10 protein-coding genes and 1 rRNA gene are annotated in these 19,461 nt (G+C 60.1%); 7 read left to right on the forward strand and 4 right to left on the reverse strand.

Translation table 11 applies throughout. The features are described 5' to 3' along the window. The coding region (locus AC58X1_RS24515; RefSeq protein ID WP_497429611.1) for a retention module-containing protein at positions 1-6,594 on the reverse strand (6,594 nt) is incomplete at its 3' end. A gap of 698 nt (positions 6,595-7,292) precedes the next feature. Between AC58X1_RS24515 and AC58X1_RS24520 the strand changes: the two genes are divergently transcribed. From AC58X1_RS24520 to AC58X1_RS24530, 3 genes are all read left to right on the forward strand, one after another. Continuing rightward, a complete protein-coding gene (locus tag AC58X1_RS24520) occupies positions 7,293-9,449 on the forward strand; it encodes a type I secretion system permease/ATPase (RefSeq protein ID WP_101322660.1) in 2,157 nt (718 codons plus the stop codon). Next, positions 9,439-10,815 (forward strand): HlyD family type I secretion periplasmic adaptor subunit, encoded by a 1,377-nt coding sequence (locus AC58X1_RS24525; RefSeq protein ID WP_101322661.1) that lies wholly within the window; start codon positions 9,439-9,441, stop codon positions 10,813-10,815. The genes AC58X1_RS24520 and AC58X1_RS24525 overlap by 11 nt, the downstream gene beginning before the upstream one ends. Before the next feature lie 106 nt (positions 10,816-10,921). After that, positions 10,922-11,263 carry a tryptophan synthase subunit beta gene (locus AC58X1_RS24530; protein ID WP_220632803.1) on the forward strand — a complete coding sequence of 114 codons (342 nt, stop codon included), beginning with the start codon at positions 10,922-10,924 and terminating at the stop codon, positions 11,261-11,263. Positions 11,264-11,288: 25 nt separating this feature from the next. Here AC58X1_RS24530 and lapD read toward each other — a convergent pair whose 3' ends face one another. Together lapD and lapG are read right to left on the reverse strand one after the other, a co-directional pair. Continuing rightward, positions 11,289-13,235 carry a cyclic di-GMP receptor LapD gene (gene lapD, locus AC58X1_RS24535; protein WP_150573726.1) on the reverse strand — a complete coding sequence of 649 codons (1,947 nt, stop codon included), beginning with the start codon at positions 13,233-13,235 and terminating at the stop codon, positions 11,289-11,291. 10 nt (positions 13,236-13,245) lie between these two features. Further along, entirely contained in the window at positions 13,246-14,007 is a 762-nt protein-coding gene (lapG, locus tag AC58X1_RS24540; RefSeq protein WP_224785603.1) for a cysteine protease LapG, read from the reverse strand. A gap of 195 nt (positions 14,008-14,202) precedes the next feature. Here lapG and AC58X1_RS24545 point away from each other — a divergent pair, with 195 nt between their 5' ends. The 4 genes from AC58X1_RS24545 (at position 14,203) to AC58X1_RS24560 (ending at position 19,024) form a co-directional block, all read left to right on the forward strand. Continuing rightward, the gene (locus tag AC58X1_RS24545; protein ID WP_150571564.1) at positions 14,203-14,895 is read left to right on the forward strand and encodes a GntR family transcriptional regulator; all 693 of its coding nucleotides are present in this window, start codon (positions 14,203-14,205) and stop codon (positions 14,893-14,895) included. A gap of 81 nt (positions 14,896-14,976) precedes the next feature. Then, positions 14,977-15,480, forward strand: a complete 504-nt coding sequence (locus tag AC58X1_RS24550) for a sigma-70 family RNA polymerase sigma factor (RefSeq protein ID WP_101323137.1) — start codon at positions 14,977-14,979, stop codon at positions 15,478-15,480. A gap of 4 nt (positions 15,481-15,484) precedes the next feature. After that, the gene (locus tag AC58X1_RS24555; RefSeq protein WP_497429612.1) at positions 15,485-16,453 is read left to right on the forward strand and encodes a FecR domain-containing protein; all 969 of its coding nucleotides are present in this window, start codon (positions 15,485-15,487) and stop codon (positions 16,451-16,453) included. 201 nt (positions 16,454-16,654) lie between these two features. Continuing rightward, on the forward strand, positions 16,655-19,024 hold the full coding sequence (locus tag AC58X1_RS24560) for a TonB-dependent siderophore receptor (protein WP_497429613.1): 2,370 nt from the start codon (positions 16,655-16,657) through the stop codon (positions 19,022-19,024). 152 nt (positions 19,025-19,176) lie between these two features. Here AC58X1_RS24560 and rrf read toward each other — a convergent pair. Next, positions 19,177-19,292: ribosomal RNA gene (gene rrf / locus AC58X1_RS24565) — 5S ribosomal RNA — on the reverse strand. Positions 19,293-19,461: the final 169 nt, after the last annotated feature.

A 19,461-nucleotide genomic window follows, 5' to 3' on the forward strand; every position in this document is an offset into this window, starting at 1 on the left:
CAGCTGGAAGTTGAAGGTGAGGTTTGCGTCACCTTCTTTCGCAGCTTCAGCAGTGACGGCCACAGTCGTGGTGTCGATGGTGTCTTCGACAGCGACAGTGGTGGTCGCGCCGGTCAGATCGACCGCTTCGAAGTTGCCGCCGGTGACGCCCGTGACGGTGGCAGTCACTTCGCTGCCATCTTTGTAGACGTCTTCAACGTTAGTATTCGGAACCAGCAGAGTACCCTTGCCGGATGCATCGATATCAACGGTGTAGTTTGTGCCACCGACGTTAACGGTCAGAGTCGTGGTGCTGCCGGCTTGCGGCGGATTGCTCAGCTGGAAGTTGAAGGTGAGGTTCGCATCACCTTCCTTCGCAGCTTCGGCAGTGATGGTCACGGTAGTGGTATCGATGGTGTCTTCGACGGCAACGGTGGTGGTCGCGCCAGTCAGATCGACGGCTTCGAAGTTACCGCCATTGACCGCAGTGACAGTCGCGGTGACTTCGCTGCCATCTTTGTACACGTCTTCAACGTTGGTATTCGGGACCTGGAGAGTGCCCTTGCCATCGGCGCCAACAGTTACCGTGTAATCAGTGCCGCCGACGTTAACGGTCAAGGTAGCCGTGGTACCCGCCTGCGGCGGGTTGCTCAGCTGGAAGTTGAAGGTGAGGTTGGTATCGCCTTCCTTCGCAGGCTCGGCAGTCACAGCCACAGTGGTGGTGTCGATGGTGTCTTCGACAGCGACAGTAGTGGTCGCGCCGGTCAGATCCACAGCTTCGAAATTGCCGCCATTGACTGCGGTCACGGTTGCAGTGACTTCGCTGCCGTCTTTGTAGACGTCTTCAACGTTGGTGTTCGGGACCTGGAGAGTGCCCTTGCCATCAGCGCCAACGTTGACGGTGTAGTTAGTGCCACCGACATTTACAGTCAGAGTCGTGGTGCTGCCTGCCTGCGGCGGGTTGCTCAGCTGGAAGTTGAAGGTCAGGTTCGCATCACCCTCCTTCGCAGCTTCAGCAGTGACGGCCACAGTCGTGGTGTCGATGGTGTCTTCGACAGCGACAGTGGTGGTCGCGCCGGTCAGATCGACGGCTTCGAAATTGCCACCATTGACCGCGGTCACGGTCGCAGTGACTTCGCTGCCGTCTTTGTACACGTCTTCGATGTTGGTATTCGGGACCGACAAGGTGCCCTTGCCATCAGCGCCAACAGTTACCGTGTAATCAGTACCACCGACATTTACAGTCAGAGTCGTGGTGCTGCCAGCCTGCGGCGGATTGCTGAGCTGGAAGTTGAAGGTGAGGTTCGCATCACCTTCTTTCGCAGCTTCAGCAGTGACGGCCACAGTGGTGGTGTCGATGGTGTCTTCGACAGCAACGGTGGTAGTCGCGCCAGTCAGATCGACGGCTTCGAAGTTGCCGCCGGTGACGCCCGTGACGGTGGCAGTCACTTCGCTGCCATCTTTGTAGACGTCTTCAACGTTAGTATTCGGAACCAGCAGAGTACCCTTGCCGGATGCATCGATATCAACGGTGTAGTTTGTGCCACCGACGTTAACGGTCAGAGTCGTGGTGCTGCCTGCCTGAGGCTGGTTGCTCAACTGGAAGTTGAAGGTGAGGTTTGCATCACCTTCCTTCGCAGCTTCGGCAGTAACGGCCACAGTCGTGGTATCGATGGTGTCTTCGACGGCAACAGTGGTGGTCGCGCCAGTCAGGTCGACGGCTTCGAAGTTACCGCCATTGACTGCGGTCACGGTTGCAGTGACTTCGCTACCGTCTTTGTAGACGTCTTCAACGTTGGTGTTCGGGACCGACAAGGTGCCCTTGCCATCAGCGCCAACAGTTACCGTGTAATCAGTGCCACCGACGTTAACGGTCAAGGTAGCGGTGGTGCCAGGCTGCGGCGGATTGCTCAGTTGGAAGTTGAAGGTGAGGTTCGCGTCCCCTTCTTTCGCAGCTTCAGCAGTGACGGCCACAGTCGTGGTATCGATGGTGTCTTCGACGGCAACAGTGGTGGTCGCGCCAGTCAGGTCGACGGCTTCGAAGTTACCGCCATTGACTGCGGTCACGGTTGCAGTGACTTCGCTACCGTCTTTGTAGACGTCTTCAACGTTGGTGTTCGGGACCTGGAGAGTGCCCTTGCCATCGGCGCCAACAGTTACCGTGTAATCAGTACCACCGACGTTAACGGTCAGAGTCGTGGTGCTGCCTGCCTGAGGCGGGTTGCTCAACTGGAAGTTGAAGGTGAGGTTTGCATCACCTTCCTTCGCAGCTTCGGCAGTAACGGCCACAGTCGTGGTATCGATGGTGTCTTCGACAGCGACAGTGGTAGTCGCGCCGGTCAGATCGACGGCTTCGAAATTGCCGCCATTGACCGCAGTGACGGTCGCAGTGACTTCGCTGCCGTCCTTGTAGACGTCTTCAACGTTGGTGTTCGGGACCTGGAGAGTGCCCTTGCCATCGGCGCCAACAGTTACCGTGTAATCAGTGCCACCGACATTTACAGTCAGAGTCGTGGTGCTGCCTGCCTGCGGCGGGTTGCTCAACTGGAAGTTGAAGGTGAGGTTCGCATCACCTTCTTTCGCAGCTTCAGCAGTGACGGCCACAGTCGTGGTGTCGATGGTGTCTTCGACAGCGACAGTGGTGGTCGCGCCAGTCAGATCGACAGCTTCGAAATTGCCGCCATTGACCGCGGTAACAGTCGCGGTGACTTCGCTACCGTCTTTGTACACGTCTTCAACGTTGGTATTCGGGACCGACAAGGTGCCCTTGCCATCGGCGCCAACGTTGACGGTGTAGTTAGTGCCAACGACATTTACAGTCAGAGTCGTGGCGCTGCCGGCTTGCGGCGGGTTGCTCAGCTGGAAGTTGAAGGTGAGGTTGGCATCACCTTCTTTAGCTGGCACCGCGGTCACGGCAACAGTCGTGGTGTCGATAGTGTCTTCGACGGTGACGGTGGTGGTTGCACCACTCAGGTCAACAGCCTCGTAGTTGCCGCCGCTCACTTCAGTAACGGTTGCAGTGACCTGGCTTGGATCGATGTAAACGTCTGCGCCGTTGGTGTTAGGCACCAGCAAGGTGCCTTTACCCGAAGCATCGATATCAACGGTGTAATTGGTGCCACCGACATTAACGGTCAGGGTGGTGCTGCTGCCAGCCTGAGGCGGGTTGCTCAGCTGGAAGTTGAACGTCAGGTTGCCATCACCTTCCTTCGCCGGTACAGCTGTTACAGCAACAGTGGTGGTGTCGATGGTGTCTTCGACGGTGACGGTGGTGGTTGCACCACTCAGGTCAACTGCCTCGAAGTTACCGCCGTTCACTTCTGTGACGGTCGCAGTGACTTTGCTTGGGTCAATGTAGACATCAGCGCCGTTGGTGTTTGGCACCAGTAAGGTGCCTTTGCCCGAAGCGTCGATATCAACGGTGTAATTGGTGCCACCGACGTTCACGGTCAGTGTGGTGGTGCTGCCGGCTTGAGGCGGATTGCTCAGCTGGAAGTTGAACGTCAGGTTGGCGTCACCTTCTTTCGCCGGCACAGCTGTTACAGCAACGGTCGTAGTGTCGATGGTGTCTTCGACAGTGACCGTGGTGGTTGCGCCAGCCAGGTCTACAGCCACGAAGTTACCGCCGTTCACCTCGGTGACAGTTGCGGTGACTTTACTTGGATCAATGTAGACGTCAGCGCCGTTGGTATTTGGTACCAGCAAGGTACCTTTACCAGACGCATCGATATCGACGGTGTAATTGGTGCCACCGACGTTAACGGTGATCGTGGTGGGGCTGCCGGCTTGAGGTGGATTGCTCAGCTGGAAGTTGAAGGTGAGATTCGCATCACCTTCTTTCGCTGGCTCAGCCGAGACTACAACAGTGGTGGTTTGGATAATGTCTTCGACAGTTACTGTAGCCGTAGCTCCGGAGAGGTCAACGGCCTCAAAATTACCGCCCCTCACTTCAGTGACGGTCGCGGTCACTTGGCTAGGGTCGATGTATGCGTCGGCGGCGTTGGTGTTGGGCACCAGCAAGGTGCCTTTGCCGGATGCGTCTACATTAACGGTGTAGATCGTGCCACCAACGTTAACGGTCAGGCTAGTGGCACTGCCCGCTTGCGGCGGATTGCTCAGCTGGAAGTTGAAGGTGAGGTTGGCATCACCCTCCTTAGCTGGCTCGGCAGTAACAGCCACCGTCGTGGTGTCGATGGTGTCCTGGACAGCAACCGTGGTGGTCGCGCCAGTCAGATCGACTGCTTCGAAGTTGCCACCGTTCACAGCAGTGACAGTTGCAGTGACTTCGCTGCCGTCTTTGTAAACGTCTTCAACATTGGTGTTCGGCACCTGAAGGATGCCCTTGCCATCGGCACCAATGCTGACGGTGTAGTTAGTGCCACCGACGTTCACGGTCAGCGTCGTGGTGCTGCCGGCCTGAGGCGGGTTGCTCAGCTGGAAGTTGAAGGTGAGATTCGCGTCACCCTCTTTCGCAGGCTCGGCAGTAACAGCCACGGTCGTGGTGTCGATGGTGTCCTGGACAGCAACAGTAGTGGTCGCGCCAGTCAGGTCGACGGCTTCGAAGTTGCCACCGTTCACAGCAGTGACGGTTGCAGTGACTTCGCTGCCGTCTTTGTAAACGTCTTCAACATTGGTGTTCGGCACCTGAAGGGTGCCCTTGCCATCGGCACCAATGCTGACGGTGTAGTTAGTGCCACCGACGTTCACGGTCAGTGTGGTGCTGCTGCCGGCCTGAGGCGGGTTGCTCAGCTGGAAGTTGAAAGTGAGATTCGCGTCACCCTCCTTCGCTGGCTCGGCAGTAACAGCCACGGTCGTGGTGTCGATCGTGTCCTGGACAGCAACCGTGGTGGTCGCGCCAGTCAGATCAACGGCTTCAAAGTTACCGCCATTAACCGCAGTGACAGTTGCAGTGACTTCGCTGCCGTCTTTGTAAACGTCTTCAACATTGGTGTTCGGCACCTGAAGGGTGCCCTTGCCATCGGCGCCAATGCTGACGGTGTAGTTAGTGCCACCGACGTTCACGGTCAGCGTCGTGGTGCTGCCGGCCTGAGGCGGGTTGCTCAGCTGGAAGTTGAAGGTGAGATTCGCGTCACCCTCCTTCGCTGGCTCGGCAGTAACAGCCACCGTCGTGGTGTCGATGGTGTCCTGGACAGCAACAGTGGTGGTCGCGCCAGTCAGGTCGACGGCTTCGAAGTTGCCGCCGTTCACAGCAGTGACGGTTGCAGTGACTTCGCTGCCGTCTTTGTAAACGTCTTCAACGTTGGTGTTTGGCACCAGCAAGGTGCCTTTACCCGAAGCATCGATATCAACGGTGTAGTTAGTGCCACCAACGTTAACGGTGAGAGTCGTGGTGCTGCCGGCTTGCGGCGGGTTGCTCAGCTGGAAATTGAAGGTGAGGTTGGTATCGCCTTCCTTTGCTGGCACCGCGGTCACGGCAACAGTCGTGGTGTCGATAGTGTCTTCGACAGTGACAGTGGTGGTCGCGCCCGCCAGGTCGACGGCCTCGAAGTTGCCACCATTTACGCCGGTCACAGTTGCGGTGACCGAAGACGGATCGATGTAGACATCGCTGCCGTTGGTATTCGGGATCACCAGCGTGCCTTTACCGCTGGCATCAACGGTAACGGTGTAGTTGGTACCGCCCACATTCACGGTCAAGGTGGTCGGGCTACTGGCCTGGGGCGGGTTGCTCAACTGGAAGTTGAAGGTGAGGTTAGGGTCACCTTCCTTCGCAGGCTGGGCGGTCACCGATACCGTTGTGGTGTCAATGGTGTCGACGATCTGGGTGACCGCCGGGGTTGGATTCGGCACAACGACCAAACCACCACCGGTGGTGCCGGTGATGGTGACGGAAATCTCGCTGCCGTCGATGTAAGGGGTATCGTTAGGCGCGATCGGGACATTGACAGTGCCGGTGGTCTGGCCTGCACCGATGATGATGACCTGGCCATTGGAGAGAGTAACGGTCAGGTCGGTCAGCGGCGGTTGGCCAACGGTCGCGGTGTAAACGATGACGCCACCCGCCTCGGTGATCGAAGGCGTAGCCGTCAGTGTCACCCCGGTGGTAACCGGCGTGGTCACCGGCGGAGTTACGCCAGGATCAGTCGTGGTGCCATCGTTGACATTGGTATCGACAGCGCCTGGCTCCAGGTCGGCAGCAAGCGTCTGGAAGCCGATCGGGCCAGTCGGGAAACCAATAGTCGGGTCGACCGCGCCTGCAGTCTCCTCAAGCATCACAAAGGAGTGACCGCCGCCAGCCGCGCCGCCATTACCGGCTGCAGTCGGGCCCGCCGCCGTTGCTTCAAGCTCGGTGGTCGGGTCGGCGCCAGCGGCGATGGCTTGCTGCAGTTCTTCGACCGAGGGCGCTGCCTGTGCGGTGGCCTGGCTCAGATCGGCACTGCTGTCCGGAGCGTCCGCACTCCATTGCGAGTCACGGCCCAGGTCGAGCATGCGGCCATCGGCCAGCTCCAGAGTTACCGCGCCACCTGGGCCGGTCAGGACTTGCTCGCCCGCCATCAGACGGTCGCCTTCAATCAGAACGCGACGAAAGCCCTCTGGGGATACCGCGATGACCTGGCCAACAATGCTTTTGACGATGGCAACAACACTGCTCATTGGACTCTCCGGATCTAGCCATTCTGTTGGCTTCATGCCTAGCAGACGAAAATTGCTGCTAATGCTGAGTAACTATGAATATAACTTTTTGACGTCAAATATATGTCTATTACTTTTAGCTATTAAGCATATGCCAAAGTATTGACCGAAACTGCGTCATCCTAAACAATCACGCGGGTAATGTCACATTGATATTTTCACCGCCCGTCAGCTGCTTCAAGCCCCCCTCTCAAAAAGCGCTTAGCCCCCGAATTACGAAGCCTTGGAGCCTGACGGATAACAGGGAAAGACACCCCTGCAGATGATTTGGAACAAGCTTTGCAAACAATGAAAAAATAAAAAAAGAGCCATTGTTTTGACTGCTATAAGGTGCTGCCGATTACAAGCACTGGTCATGCCAGCTTCACACCTGAATCGGCTGTAAAAAACTGCATTACCCAACAGCCAAAAATGAAAGATTACCAGCCTTCAGCCGATAGCACGTAAAGGGTGCTGAACCGCTAACCCACTGGTAAATCGACTGTTTTCAAGTGAAACATGGGTCAGCGCTGTAGTGACCAGCCCGCCGAATTGAAGCCACGGGGTGGTCGCGCCCATGGCCATCAGTGCAAAATGACATCAAACCGCATGTGCACCGCCCGGCCGAGAGCCAAGGTGGGCATCGTCCCAAACACCGCAAGGTCTGAAGAGAGCGCCGCGTGGAATCCGAAGTCAGTCGAGTCCAACTCAGTCACGATCCACGCAGCCAGCATGACGATCCTCTACTGGATAGCCTGCTGACCCTGTGTGTCCTGCACCAGAAGCCAGCCAGCCGGGCGATGTTGACCACCGGGCTGCCCTTGCCGTCCCAGCGCCTGAACGCCGAGCTGCTGCCGCGCGCCGCCGCTAGGGCCGGCCTGCAAGGGCGCCTGTTGCAACGCAAGCTGGAGCAGATCCCGGCCATTGCCATGCCAGCCATGTTGCTGCTCAACGAAGGGCGCAGCGCAGTTCTGCTGGGCTGGGAAAACGACGACACTGCGCGTCTGCTGCTCAGCGAGAGCGACGGTGGCGAAGTCCTGGTCAGCCGCGAGGCGCTACTGGGTGACTACAGTGGCAAGGTCTTCTTTGCCCAGCCACAGCACAAATTCGACGTTACTCACGGCAACCTGATCCCGCGTACCCGCTCGTGGTTCCGCGACACGCTGCTACGCAGCAAGTGGCTGTACATCGATGCAATCGCCGCCAGCCTGGTGATCAACATCATCGCTCTGGCTGCACCGTTGTTCGTGATGAACGTCTACGACCGGGTCGTACCCAACCAGGCCACCTCGACCTTGTGGGTGCTGGCCATCGGCATTGCGGGTGCCTACGTGTTCGACCTGGTGCTCAAGTTGCTGCGCAGCCTGTGCCTGGACCTGGCCGGCAAGAAAACCGACTTGATCGTGTCGGCCACGCTGTTCGAGCGCATCGTTGGCATGTCGATGAAGCATCGCCCGGCACGGGTGGGCAGCTTCGCCCAGAACATCCACGAGTTTCAGAGCCTGCGTGACTTCCTCGCCTCGCTGACCCTGACCAGCCTGATCGACCTGCCGTTCACCATTCTGATCCTGATCGTCATCGCCATGCTCGGCGGCCACCTGGTGTGGATCCCGATCATTGCCTTCCCGCTGGCATTGGGCATTGGCTATGCGCTGCAGAAGCCTTTGATGTCGACCATGGAGCGGACCATGGCGCTAGCCTCCGAGCGCCAGTCGAGCCTGATCGAAACCCTCGCCGGCCTCGATGCGGTCAAGGTCAACAATGCCGAGAGCGAGCGCCAGTACATGTGGGAGCAGACCCTGGGCACCCTCAGCCGCCTCGAGCTGCGGGTCAAGGTGCTGTCGGGCCTGGCAATGAATATCACCATGCTGATCCAGCAACTGGCAGGCGTGGCGCTGATCTGCGTGGGCGTCTACCAGATCATCGATGGCAACCTGAGCATGGGCGGCCTGGTGGCCTGCTACATGCTCAGCGGCCGTGCACTGGGCCCGCTGGGCCAGCTCAACGGCTTGCTGGCACGTTATCAGCAGGCCAGGGTAACCATGGTCGCTACCGACCAGATGATGGACCTGCCGCAGGAGCGCAATTTCGAAGAGCGCCCGCTGAGCCGCCAGGTACTGCAGGGCTCGATCGAGTTCCGCGGGGTCGACTTCACCTACCCGAACCAGCAGAACCAGGCGCTCAAGGGCATCAACCTGAACATCCGCCCGGGCGAGAAAATCGGCATCATCGGCCGCAGCGGCTCGGGCAAGAGCTCGCTGGCCAAGCTGATCGTCGGCCTCTACGAAGCAGACAACGGTTCGCTGCTGGTCGATGGCGTGGACATCCGCCAGATCGACGTCAGCGAGCTGCGCCACAACATCGGTTACGTGCCGCAGGATATCCAGCTGCTGGCCGGCACCTTGCGCGACAACCTGGTCAGCGGTGCGCGCTATGTCGAGGACGAACTGATCCTGCAGGCGGCTGAGCTGTCCGGAGTACACGAATTCGCCAGGCTGCACCCGGACGGTTACGAGCTGCAGGTTGGCGAGCGCGGGCAGAACCTGTCCGGCGGCCAGCGGCAGAACGTCACACTGGGCCGGGCATTGCTGCTCAACCCGCAGATCCTGCTGCTCGACGAGCCTACCAGCGCCATGGACAACACTGGCGAAGAGCGTCTGAAACAGCGCTTGCAGGCGGTTATCGAACACAAGACCGTGGTTCTGGTCACCCACCGCGCCTCGCTGCTGTCGCTGGTCGACCGGCTGATCGTGATCGACCGTGGACAAGTAGTTGCCGACGGCCCGAAAGCCTCGGTCATGGATGCGCTGAAAAAGGGGCAGATCAGTGTCGCGTAAGTTGGATATAAACGGCTTCAAAGATAGCTTGCGCCGCTACTTCAAAGGTTCGGAGTCGTTGGCCGGCGCGCCTTTGCCAGAAGTGCGCAAGTCGCTGGTCGAGGATGCACCGCGGGTGGTGCGCATGACCATCTGGGGGGTGATCGCGTTTTTCCTGTTCCTGATCCTCTGGGCCAGCTTTGCCCACATCGATGAAGTGACCCGCGGTGAAGGCAAGGCCATCCCGTCGTCCAAGCTGCAGAAGATCCAGAACCTGGAAGGCGGCATCGTTTCCGAGATCTTCGCCAAGGAAGGGCAGATCGTCGAGATCGGCCAACCTTTGCTGCGTCTGGACGAGACCCGCTTCGCCTCCAACGTCGGCGAGACCGAAGCCGACCGCCTGGCCATGGCCATGCGGGTCGAGCGCTTGAACGCCGAGATCGAAGACCGTGCGCTGCAGATCGACGATGTTCTGCGCAAAGCCGCACCGCAACAGGCGAGCAACGAAGAGTCGCTGTTCCAGAGCCGCCGCCAGCAATTGCGCGATGAAATCGGCGGCCTCGAGCAGCAATTGGTCCAGCGCCAGCAAGAGCTGCGCGAGTTCACCTCCAAGCGTGCCCAGTACGCCAACAGCCTGCAGCTGCTGCGTCAGGAGATCGGCATGTCCGAGCCTTTGGTGGCCCAGGGTGCAGTGTCTCAGGTCGAGGTGCTGCGTCTGCGCCGCTCGGAAGTCGAGGTTCGCGGCCAGTTGGACGCCACCACGCTGGCGATACCGCGCGCTGAAGCGGCGATCAAGGAAGTGCAGAGCAAGATCGAAGAGACCCGGGGCAAGTTCCGCAGTGACGCGCTGACTCAGCTGAACGAGGCGCGCACCGAGTTGAGCAAGGCTACCGCCACCAGCAAGGCCCTGGATGACCGTGTCAACCGTACTCTGGTGACCTCGCCAGTGCGTGGCATCGTCAAGCAGCTGCTGGTCAATACCATCGGCGGCGTGATCCAGCCTGGCAGCGATATCGTCGAGATCGTGCCGCTGGACGATACCCTGGTGGTCGAGGCGAAGATCCTGCCCAAGGACATCGCCTTCCTCCACCCGGGCCAGGAAGCCACGGTCAAGTTCACCGCCTACGACTACACAGTGTATGGAGGGCTCAAGGCCAAGCTGGAGCAGATCGGCGCCGATACCATCACCGATGAAGACAAGAAGACCACCTACTACCTGATCCGCCTGCGCACCGACCGCAGTCATCTGGGTACCGACGAGAAGCCGCTGTTGATCATCCCGGGGATGGTTGCCACGGTCGACATCATGACCGGCAAGAAAACCATCATGAGCTACCTGCTCAAACCTATTGTCAAAGCTCGTGCAGAGGCGTTGCGCGAGCGCTGATCGGTAGCCGCAACAACGCAGGCCCACGCGAGCAGTTAGCTCAAGTGGGCCTTGTTGCCTATGCTGGCTAGTCAGGGCAGGGATTCAGGATAACCGGAGGCAGATCATGTTCTACGTGCAACGCGACGAAAAGGGCCAGCTGTTGCGGGTGGAAGCCGCCGAGTTCGAGCAGTACAACGAAATGGTCCCTGCCGACAGCGCCGAAATTCAGGAATGGTTTGCTGGCGATCAGGTTGAAAACAGCCTGAAGCAGCTCAAACAGAGCGACCTGGACATGATCCGTGTGCTCGAAGACCTGATCGAAGTACTGACCACCAAGGGCGTACTCAGCATCACCGACCTGCCGGCAGGCGCGCAGTCCAAGCTGCTCAACCGCTCCACAGCGCGCAAGTCGCTGGGCAGCCTGAACAGCCTGATCGACGATGACGACACCAGCGGCTTGATCTGAGGGGGCCAGCAGCGGCCCCGGTCAGTCATCGCCAGGGCGCGGGCTCACCCACCAGTTGCCCCTGAATACCCTGCACGCCCATCTCGCGCAGTACCTGCAACTCACCCTCGGTCTCGACCCGCTCGGCAATCAGCGGCAGGTCGATGCTGTGCGCCGCACGCTGAATGGCCTCGATGAACAGGCGTTTGTGCTGCTCGCGGTCGATGCTGCGGATATAGCTGCCGTCGATCTTCAGATAGGCCAGGCCCAGATGGGCAAGGTTGCCGATCATGCTGAAACGACCACCGAAGCGTTGCAGCGCCAGGCCGAAGCCCAGTGCATGCAGGCGGCGGGTCAGCTGCTCCAGGGCGGCCTGATCGGGCAATTGCTCTTCAGCCAGTTCAAAGGTCAGCCGCGACCCCAGGGCACGATGCTGGGCCAGCAGATCAAACACCCGCTGCAGCGTTTGCGGGTCGGCCAGGGTTGCAGCCGACAGGCTCAGCGACAGCGACTCCTGATGACCTTGCACATGCTTGAGGACTTTCTCCAGCACCAGCAGGTCAAGCCGTGGCACCCAACCGAAGCGCTCCAGCCACGGCAGGAAGCGACCCGCCGCCAGCGCCTCGCCCTGCTCGTCATGCAGCCGCGAGATCACTTTGTAATGGAGGATCTGTGCAGGCGCCTCGCTGGCGACCACGGGCTGGAAGTACAGCTCGAACTGGCCGCCGCTCAGGGCCTGATCCAACCGCGCATGCCAGGCATGATGGCTGTCTGCAGCCTGAGCAGCGACGCCCTGCTCCAGGCACACCCAACCGGGTGCCGGCTGACTTTCGGCACGGGCCAATGCTTCGTCGGCAAGTTTCAGCAGCGCCTGCGGCGCATCACCGGGGCTGTAGGGCGCCAGGCCAATGCAGGCAACTGGGTCGACGTCACTGGCCCCTGTTTCGTGCAGGCTGTGCAGGGTAGCTTCCAGCGCCTGGGCCAGTTGGATCGCTTCTTCGTGGACCATGCCCGGCGCCAGCACGGCAAACTCACCGCCGCGGCTACGGGTGATCAGGTCATTGGTCTGCGGGAAGCTGGCACAGGTGCGGCGTAGCTGCACACCTACTGCCTGCAGCAACTGGTCGGTGCGCTGGCCGCCCATGCGTGCGTTGAGGCCGGCCAGGTCCATTACCCGCAGCAACAGCAGGTAACCGGCGCGGGCTTCTTCCATGTTGCTGACGCGGGCTGCCAGTTGCATCTCGAAGTAGCGCCGGTTGGCCAGCCCGGTCAGGCTGTCCTGGTAAGACTCGGCCCGCAGCTTGTCGCTGCGCTCGGCCTGTTCGGTGAACAGCGCCTTGAGCTTCTCGACCATCTGGTTCATCGCCTGCACCACACGGCGCAGCTCGGGGGTGCGCGGCAGCTCGGGCAGGCTGAGGAATTCGCGCCGGGCGATCGCATGCGACTGCTCGACCATGTAATCCAGCGGGCGCAGCTGCCGGCGCAGCAGCAATGCGCCAAGCACTGCACTCACCGCGCCACACAGCAACAGCCAGCCCAGGCTGCCCAGCGCGCTCTGCCACAGCTTGGCCAGGGCAAACATCGGATGGCTGATCACTTCGACTCGCGCCGCCTGCTGCCAGCCACGACTGACGATCGCGTCACCTCCCGCAGGCTCCAGGCCGATCATGCCGATGAACCAGGCCGGGACACCGCCGCGGTCAGGCTCGGCGTGGCGCTCGACCAACACCGCATTGGACTGCAGGTCGACCACCTTGATGCTGGAGTAATAGCCACTGTCGAAAATCGAGCTGACCATCAGCTCGACCATCGCCGGGTCGTCGATATTCGGCGTCAGCGACAAGGCCAGGGCGGTCGCCGCATCCTGAGCATGGGAACGCAGCTGGTTCACATACTGGCTACGTGAGCTTTCCAGGCTGACCATGAAGCTGCCGCTGAAGGCAACGACGAGGAACAAGCAAATGGCTAGCAGCAATTGTTTGAACAGTGACATCGGTGCTCCTTCAGTAGACCGGCTCCGCCGGGAAGCCTTCGGCCTGCATTTTTTTCAGCAAATCCTGCCAGCGCGACAGGCGCTTGGTATCACCGACCTTCTTGTTGCCCGCCGCGCCTGTCAGCCACAGCCCTTCACCGTTGAAGGAATACACCGGCAACAGGTCGGTACGCTGGCTGGCCGGCTTGATCGCATCCATCAGGCTGTCCAGTACCAGCGGCTGCGCCTGTGGGTTGGCATAGTAGGTCAGGACCATGTGCGCGCGGTTCTGGCGTAATGCCTTGACGTAGGTAATGCGCAGCTTGTCACTGGCAATGCCCATACGCCGCAGGCTGAAGTACTTGGCGATGGCGTAGTCTTCGCAATCGCCAGCGCCTTTGAGCAGAGACTGGATCGGGGTAGCCCAGTAATCGACCTCATGCCACAGGTCGATATCCTCGGTGTAGCGCAACTGCTGGTTGAAGAAGCGGTTGACCACTTGCAGACGCTCCAGCTCACTGCCCTGTTGTTGCGTCGCCAGCAGGTTCTGCCAGGCATCGATGCGTTCCTTGCCTGCACCTAGCGGCCCATATAGCTTTTGCGCCCGCTGGCTGATCTGAGCAAAGTCCCAATCCGCATGCAAGCCGCCCAGCAGCATGCATGCCAGCAAGGCAGCAAGGCCGAGCCGACGCATGACAACACTGAGCATGCTGGGTATCGCCACTGCGAAGACCTGTGCAGACCAATCGGGAGCCGCGATGGTGCGGCCTGTGGCGGGAAAAGACAATGGCACCTTGCAATCACTGCGTGCTGAATCAATAACAGCCCGAACGTCGCACCGGCTTCCCCTCGGCATGGACTTCCTTCACCATAGCCGCCTCCCGCAAAACGGGCGGCAAAACTGTTTTGTAACCCTGGTTTGACACCCCTCCAGCAAGCCCCTAACTTGATTGGATCCAATACCGCCAGTTGTAGAGGCAGACTCCCTGTGGCCGAAAAAATCAAACTGTTGTCTGCCGTGCTTGGCACTGAGCAAGTCCCGGCACATCTGGCTCGCAGTGTCATTGAAGAACGCTTGCGTAGCGCGATCATCGACGGGCGCCTGCCTCCTGGCACTGCCGTGCGCCAGCAAGAGCTGGCGACACTGTTCGGCGTCAGCCGGATGCCCGTGCGCGAGGCGCTGCGCCAACTCGAAGCGCAGGGTTTGCTGCAAGTGGTCATGCACAAGGGTGCGGTGGTTGCGCCGCTGATCGGTGAGGATGCCGTCGACAGCTACGCCCTGCGCGTGCTGCTTGAGTCGGAGGCGCTGCGCCAGTCGGTTCCGCTGCTGGAGGCTACCGATATCGCCCTCGCCCGCAGCTACATCGAGCAACTGGAAAACCAGACCGGACACGCCGAGATCGGCCGCCTCAATCGTTTGTTGCACATGAGCCTGTACTGCAAGGCACACAATCAGAAACTACTGCGCTTGATCGACAGCGAGCTCAATGAAGAAGAACGCTTCCTGCGCTTTCACCTGTCTGCGATGGGCTTGGGCAAACTCACTCAGGACGATCACAACGCGTTGGTCGATGCAGCCAGTGACAAGCGGGTGGATGACGCGGTCGAGATCCTCGCCGAGCATTTGAATAAAGGCGCCCGTACCATTCGCCGCTATCTGGATGGTCAGCAGAGCAGCTGACATTGCGGTTGCAAAATCGGCGCTGACCGCAAACAATGAGACTAATTATCATTCATGCAGCAGTGCTGGCGGCGTATCTTCATGTCTTCCCACGACTCCGTGCACACGCTCTACAGCGAACATCACGGCTGGTTGCACAATTGGCTCCGGAGCAAGCTGGGTAACGCTGCCGATGCCGCTGACCTGGCGCAAGATACCTTCGTGCGCCTGCTCCAGCGCCGCGACCAGTTGCAGCTGAATACCCCACGAGCCTTTCTGCGCACAGTCGCCCGCGGCCTGGTCATCGACCATTGGCGCCGCGAAGAACTGGCTCGCGCCTACTGCGAGGCGCTGTCGCACTTGCCCGAAGCGCAGGCACCTTCGGCAGAAACTCGCGAGCTGCTGCTGGAGTTGCTCGAGCGTATTGCGCGCATGCTCGACGGCCTCAAACCGAAGGTACGCCGTGCGTTTCTGCTGGCCCAATGCGAAGGCCTGAGCCACAAGGCGATTGCCGAGCAGATGGGCATCTCGCTGCGCTCGGTCGAGCGTTACATCGCCGATGCGCTCTACCACTGCTATCAACTGCGCTTTGAGAACGAGCTATAGATCGATGAGCGCTGCGCAGCCTTCGGCAACCGTCGTCAAACAAGCGATCCAGTGGATGCTGCGGCTGCGCGAAAGCGGGCCAGATCAGCGTTTGCAGCGCAAGTGTGAACAATGGCGCGAGGCCCACCCGGAACATGAGCGCGCCTGGCAGCGAGTGCTCAGCCTGCACCAGGATCTCGACCTGCGCGCCATCCCCGGCGCAGGCCTGGCGCTGCATACACTGGAAACCAGCGAGCGCCGCCTGCATCGGCGCCAAGCGTTGAAACTGCTGGGGGGCGCTGCGCTGATTGGCTCGGCGAGCTGGTTGAGCAAGGACCTGCAGTTGCTGAGTGACTGGAGTTCCGACTACAGCACTGGCACTGGCGAGCGGCGCAGCGTCACCCTGCCGGACGGCTCGCTGCTGCAACTCAACACACGCAGCGCTGCCGACCTTGCCTTTGATGCCCGCCAGCGCTTGATTCGCCTCAACCACGGCGAGCTGATGCTGACCTGTAGCGACGCTCAAGCCGACGGCCGACCGCTGCTGGTGCAAACGCGCGACGCTTTGCTTGAAGGCGTGAATGGTCGTTTTACGGTGCGTCAGCGTGACGACTGTACACAGGTGAATGTCAGCGCCGGCCAAGTAGCGCTGCATGGCCCTGGCCCATCTGCTCTGCACTGGCTGGGCAGCGGCCAGCACTGGTCGATAGACGCGCATGGGCCCCGCGTGGTCGAGCAGCCCGACATGGACGCGGCCGCCTGGGCTGACGGCCTCATCGTGACTGGCAACATGCGCCTGGCGGACTTCGTCGCCGAGGTGGCCCGCTATCGACCCGGGTTCCTCAGTTGTAGCGACGACGTGGCCGATCTGCGCTTGTCCGGCGTGTACCGCTTGGCAGACACCGATGCGTTGCTTGAGTTACTGCCGCAGACGCTGCCGGTGCGCCTGCATCAACGCACCCGCTGGTGGGTGCGGCTGGAGCGGGCAGCCTGACGCCAGTTTTTTTGGCGGGAAGCGCTGACACGTCCGGCTTGGACAGTAAGCACCATCAACTGCCCTTAATCAGCCTACGGATCCCTCATGCCCGGCCAGCGTTCACCACACCGCATCAACGAGAATGATTTTCGACCTGTCTTGAATTCAGCCCTTCTAGGCAGAGCCATACGCGCCGCCTTGTTCGGCACTGCATTGGGCATGGCCGCTGTCGCGCCCCTGAGCCAGGCAGCAGAAACCGCCAGTGCCTCCCAGCAGTACAGCATCGCCGCCGGCAACCTCGATGATGTGCTCAATCAGTTCGCTCGCCAGGCTGGTATAACACTGTCGAGCACCCCGCAATTGACTGCCGAGCTGCAGTCACCTGGCCTGCAAGGCGCGTACTCGACCAACCAGGCATTGCGCCAGTTGCTCAACGGCACGGGCCTACAAGCTGACAGCAGCGATGGCAGCCGCTACGTACTGCGCGAGCAAGCCGCAGACGCTGCGCTGGCCTTGCCTGACACCGATGTACGCGGTTTCGCCCTCGGCAACGCGCTAGGCAGCATGGAGGGCTACAACGCCACCCACAGCCAGATCGCCACCAAGACCAGTACGCCTATTCTGGAGACCACCCAGTCGGTATCAGTGGTTACCCGCCAGCAAATGGACGACCAGGGCTCGCAGACGGTTGCCCAGGCCATGCGCTACACGCCCGGGGTGCTGACCAACCCCTATGGCGCCACCCACCGCTATGACTATGTGGCCATGCGCGGCTTCAACGATGGCTCGGTGGATAACATCTATGTCGACGGCTTGAAGTCGATGGGTGATAACGGCACCTACAGCACCATGCAGGTCGATCCGTATTTCCTCGAGCGTATCGATATCCTCAAAGGACCATCCTCGGTGCTCTACGGCCGCAGCTCGCCAGGCGGGCTGGTTGCGCTGACCACCAAGAAACCGACCTTCGAGGCCTTCCACCAGGTTCAGGCAACCGTCGGCACCCAAGGCCAGCGCGGCATGGGCTTTGACTTGAGCGGGCCGCTGGATGACGACAAGCGCATTGCCTATCGCCTGACCGGCCTTGCTGATTCGGCTGACACCCAGTTCGACCACAACAAGGAAGAACGCTATGCCATCGCCCCAGCGATCAGCATCGACTTCAGCGAGGATACTTCGCTGACCTTGCAGGCCTACCTGCAGAAAGATCCCAACGGCGGCTACCACGGCGGCCTGCCCGCTTCTGGCGTGCTGCACAAGCGCAATGGTCAGCGGCTGTCAGATCACTTCTTCGAGGGTGAGCCGGGCATCGACAACTATGAACGCACCCAGCAGTCGTTCAGTTATCAGCTGGAGCACCGCTTCAACGATGTGTTCACCGCTCGACAGAACTTCCGCTACCAGGATTCCGACGTGTCGATGGATCAAGTCTACTTCGCCGGTTGGGGCGCGACCGACAGCAACATCATGAACCGGGCCTACACCGGCGGCGACGAGCGCCTGCATTCGTTCATCATCGACAACATGCTGCAGGCGGAATTCTTCACCGGGGCGGCCAAGCACACGGTGCTGCTGGGTACCGACTATCAGCGGCGTAAAGCCGACGTAGCCTGGCGCTATGGCAGCGTCGACAGCCTGAATGCGGCCAACCCGCAGTACGGCAACGGCAACTTGCAGATACTGGGTGAAAACAACTACACGCGGCGCCTGCAGCAGACCGGTGTGTACTTGCAGGACCTGGTCGAGCTCGACCAGTGGCGCTTTTCACTGGGGCTGCGCCAGGACTGGGTCAAGGTCTCCGAAGAAAACCGTGACAGCGACACCCGGGTCAGTGACGACCGTTCAAGCTTCACTACGCGCGCGGGCGTGCTCTACCTGTTTGAAAACGGTATCGCTCCGTATGTGAGCTATTCCGAGTCGTTCAACCCCAATACCGTTTCTGATCAGAACGGCCGGCCTCTGGCGCCGACCGAAGGCACCCAGTGGGAAGCCGGGGTCAAGTATCAGCCGCCGGGTAGCGACAACCTGTTCACGGCCTCGGTGTTCCGTATCGAACAGGAAAACCTTGCGTCCAAACAGCCCAACGAGGAGTTCTACCGGGCAGTAGGCCAGGTGCGCTCACAAGGCCTGGAACTGGAAGCGCATGTGCAGGTGACCGATAACCTGAAGCTGCTGGGTGGCTACACCTTCACCGACATCGAGTACGCCAAGTCGATGCCTAGCCTGGCTGCGGCAACTGTAGACAACAAGGGCAACTCGCCGACGCAGGCGCCCAAGCAGATGTTCTCGCTGTGGGCCGATTACGACTTCCGCCAGGGCGCTCTGGATGGCCTTAGACTGGGCGGCGGCATGCGCTATGTGGGGTACAGCTGGGTAGATGCTGAAAACAGCATGAAGGTGCCCTCCTACACCTTGTTCGACGCTTCCATCGGTTACGACCTGGGTAAGGTCGGCCTCAAGGGTGTAGATCTGCGCCTTAACGCCAACAACCTGACCAATGAGAGCTACATCGCTTCGTGTGCCAGCCTGAGCTACTGCTACATGGGTGAGGAACGCAATGTCAGCGCTACCGTCAGCTATCAGTTCTGACCGCACTGGCTGAAAGCCAAAAGGCCCGCTCCTGGATTCAGGAGCGGGCCTTTTTATTGGGCTGTTGTCTTGGCCGGGGCCTGACAGCAAAGCAGTCCGCCGAGAAAGACAAAGCCCCTGTCAGCAACGCTGACAGGGGCTTTGGATTTGAATCTTGACGATGACCTACTCTCACATGGGGAGACCCCACACTACCATCGGCGATGCATCGTTTCACTGCTGAGTTCGGGATGGGATCAGGTGGTTCCAATGCTCTATTGTCGTCAAGAAATTCTGTGTGCCGAACCGTCGGTAGACGTGTCAGCGAAACTTGAGTCTCTCTACTTAAAGACAAAACCCCTACCTGCTCGCGCAGATAGGGGTTTTGCGAAATGAATCTTGACGATGACCTACTCTCACATGGGGAGACCCCACACTACCATCGGCGATGCATCGTT

Source organism: Pseudomonas sp. PGPR N4, from assembly GCF_059693665.1.